We start from the raw sequence: 2885 nt of genomic DNA, 5'->3' as shown, positions 1-2885 counted from the left end.
CCCGCATCGAGGCGGGGGAGGGGCCGTCAGCGATCGCCCGCGAGCTCGGGGTCGGGCGGTCCACGCTGTACCGCGCACTTCAGCGCGAGGGGTTGTAAGTGCTGTTGGCGAGCCGATCCTGCAATAGCCCTGGCGGGTTGAGGTGAAGCGGAGGTTACGTCTCAAGAGCCGACACGGCGAGCAGAAGACCGGATTCAATGCCCTCGTCGTAACTAATTCTGAGCTGGTGGCCATTGGGGGCGGTTGCTTCGTAGACCTGCTCGCTGCGCTGGAGGTTTGGGCGATGGACTTCTTCGCGGGCCGGGCCGTCGTCCACGCTCACTGCCCATCGATAAATTTCCTCGCTGACCCCAGATCGCTCCAGTAACGCCTTTCTGGTGGCGTCGGATGCAGTCCTCACCATGACGGTCCCGGAAGAGTCCGGAAAGCTCGTATGCCAGTCGCAAGAGACGACTTCGTCGTCGCTGGACAGCTGCAGTCCGAGGTCAGTGGCGAATGGCAGGGCCCGGTCGCAGGGGTCGCTATCGACGACCTGGGGAACGACCGACACGCCTGTGACAAGGAGGGCGACCGCGCCTATCCCACTTCCGAGCCACGCCCATCTGGCGCGTACCTTTGGGTGCCGAACCTTCGAACCATCGTCCATCAATAACAGGGTACGGGCCGTGAACTGCCCAGTTCCCCGTGACGAGACGAGACATCGGTACCAGCGCTTGAGCCATTGAACGGCAGCTGCCAACAACCAAGAATGCCCAGCAAGCGCCTCGTCCCAGAACCAAAGAACTGGAACGGTCGCTTTGCCCTCTTGATTGGGGGGGGGGAGCATAGATCGGAAGTGGTCCGCGAACTGCGAAGCCGACGAGCGCCGTTCTCTCTCCCGCGAGGTCACGGTCTCGTGGTTAGGCTCGGCGCATGCCGGAAGATGATCGAACTGACCGCATGGACCATGTGGCGGACGTGTTCGTCGATGAGTTCCGGACCTGGGCTCGAATGATGGGCACCCGCGAAGCTCGGCTGCATCTCTCGGGCTACATCGGCTCTACCGTGATCTGCGTCTACGAGCCGTGGCCAGACCGTACGCCCGGATTGCTGATTGGAGACGTTATCGACGACGACTGGGATCGCGAAGAGTCAGTCGGCAACCTGTTTGTAGTCCCGTTGGTGGAGATGTTCGAACCGGGGGGCAGCCGCAGCTTTGAATCTTCCGCGCAGGTCGACCGTTCGATCATCCATTGGGATCCGACTGTGCAGTTCGGCGAGGACCTCCCCCGAACCCCCGAGCAGTTGCGGGCAGGCGTGGCGCCGCCCGGCTTCGTCTCACGGCTCCCTGACCCGTGGCCCGGCCCCGCTCCCGCACCGCCGCCACAACCGCGTCCCCCGTTGAAAAAGGTACTAGCGGGCCTGGCCGAGTTCGCGGTGGCGTACTCAATCTTTCGAATGCACCGACATCGCGACGACTGAACACGGCCGGCACCGGGATGACGCTGTGGTCCGTGTCCCGACCGCGCACTGTGCGACGACCAGGAAGTAGCGGTGGAGGCGTTCCTTGTTCCGCTTCTGCCCCCGGTAGCCCTGTCGCTCGTGCTCTGGGCATTCATCGTCTGGGTTTCCTTCAAGGCGACCGGGCAAGGCGCCAGACGAACCGCGGCCGCGGTCTCTGCGGTGCTGTCGATCTGCGGAGCGATCGCGTTCCTCGGCTTGCGACTGTCGCAGAAAACTGTAGTTTTCTAGGACACGATTTTGAGCAGGTCGCCACGAGTGCCGACAGTGATTTGATCCGACCATGTTCGAACCCGCGCGGTAGGGGTCGGGTCGTAGCTAACCGATCGCTACTGCCCCTTCAGGGTGCGGAGCTAGGCACGACGTAGGTGGCACCGTTCTGGAGCTCGCCAGACGTGAAGGACTTCTCGACGAAGTCGTTGCCTACGAGTAGTTCATAGCTTCTTTGGTTCGCGGGGACGGCATCAAAGTGGGCCTTGTACGTGCATACGCCCGTACCGTCCGGGTGCTCATCGATGGACTCGGCTTCCAATGTCGACTTGGTGATTGCAGCTGGCCCTTCGCCGTAGAGGCCTACTTCGTCGTTCGGCGCTAGGCGAGTCGCTCCAAAGGTGCACACCCCGGAGTCGGCCGAAGCTTGGTCTGCCTCGCCGGTGACAGTCACCGTGGCGGCGAAGGTTGCCGGCGCATCGGATTGGGTTGCGCAGCTCATCAGGATTAACGCTCCCGCAGATGCCGATGTCGCGGCTGCGAACCGCCCCAGTCTCTGTCCCATAGACAGCCACGATAGTCAGTACGATTCCCAGCGGCCCAGTGGTAGTACGAACAGAGGCGAGGTTCTATTACCTAGACGTCAGACCTTCACATGCGTCAGATTTCTGACAGCCACAGGCTGCCGTCCCACTCCCTGTTGCGCGAAGGCGTCGCAGACACCTCAGATGCGCGCTCGCTTTCTGCGCTACGTGCATCTACAACGGGAGCGAGCGCACACCGTGGTGTCGTTGGACCGGTTCGCGAGCATTGCGTTGGGGGATCGTCAAACGAGACACCTCAAGAGGGGATCTTGAGACTTAGACAGCCAGGCGGCTCGCGGCGGCCTAGTCGGCCCAGTCGACGCTGCTGAATCCGGGACGCTTGAACTCCGTAGGCGCGTAGAACTCCGCCTTGTACTCGCCCTCGTCCGGGTGCGTGATGAATCTTCCGACCCATCTTCCCCGGATCGAAAATCCCTCGTCCCGTCCACTCGAGGCGGTCTCGTATGCCTGCTCGTATAAATCGAAGTAGTCGTCTGTAACTGACCCCCCGAGCCAAATCAGGTCTTCTTCCCCAATGGCCAAAGGGTCTCCGCAGCCGGGCGAATGCGGCTCTTCGCATCTGAGTGTGGG

At 62.2% G+C, this 2885-nt stretch carries 4 protein-coding genes; 2 read left to right on the top strand and 2 right to left on the bottom strand.

What is annotated here, in order from left to right; genetic code table 11:
* Positions 1-154 precede the first annotated feature (154 nt).
* Entirely contained in the window at positions 155-646 is a 492-nt protein-coding gene (locus G6027_RS16000; RefSeq protein WP_182638029.1) for a hypothetical protein, read from the bottom strand.
* Positions 647-912: 266 nt separating this feature from the next.
* Here G6027_RS16000 and G6027_RS15995 point away from each other — a divergent pair, with 266 nt between their 5' ends.
* Together G6027_RS15995 and G6027_RS15990 are read left to right on the top strand one after the other, a co-directional pair.
* Positions 913-1461 carry a hypothetical protein gene (locus tag G6027_RS15995; RefSeq protein WP_182638028.1) on the top strand — a complete coding sequence of 183 codons (549 nt, stop codon included), beginning with the start codon at positions 913-915 and terminating at the stop codon, positions 1459-1461.
* A gap of 72 nt (positions 1462-1533) precedes the next feature.
* Positions 1534-1731: a hypothetical protein gene (locus G6027_RS15990; RefSeq protein ID WP_182638027.1), complete on the top strand. Its 198-nt coding sequence runs from the start codon at positions 1534-1536 to the stop codon at positions 1729-1731.
* Positions 1732-2597: 866 nt separating this feature from the next.
* Here G6027_RS15990 and G6027_RS18470 read toward each other — a convergent pair.
* The coding region (locus tag G6027_RS18470) for a hypothetical protein (RefSeq protein ID WP_206682503.1) at positions 2598-2885 on the bottom strand (288 nt) is incomplete at its 5' end.

This window comes from Dietzia sp. SLG310A2-38A2 (genome assembly GCF_014145095.1).
Lineage (GTDB): Bacteria > Actinomycetota > Actinomycetes > Mycobacteriales > Mycobacteriaceae > Dietzia.
This window is presented reverse-complemented; position numbering and strand designations above follow the sequence as displayed.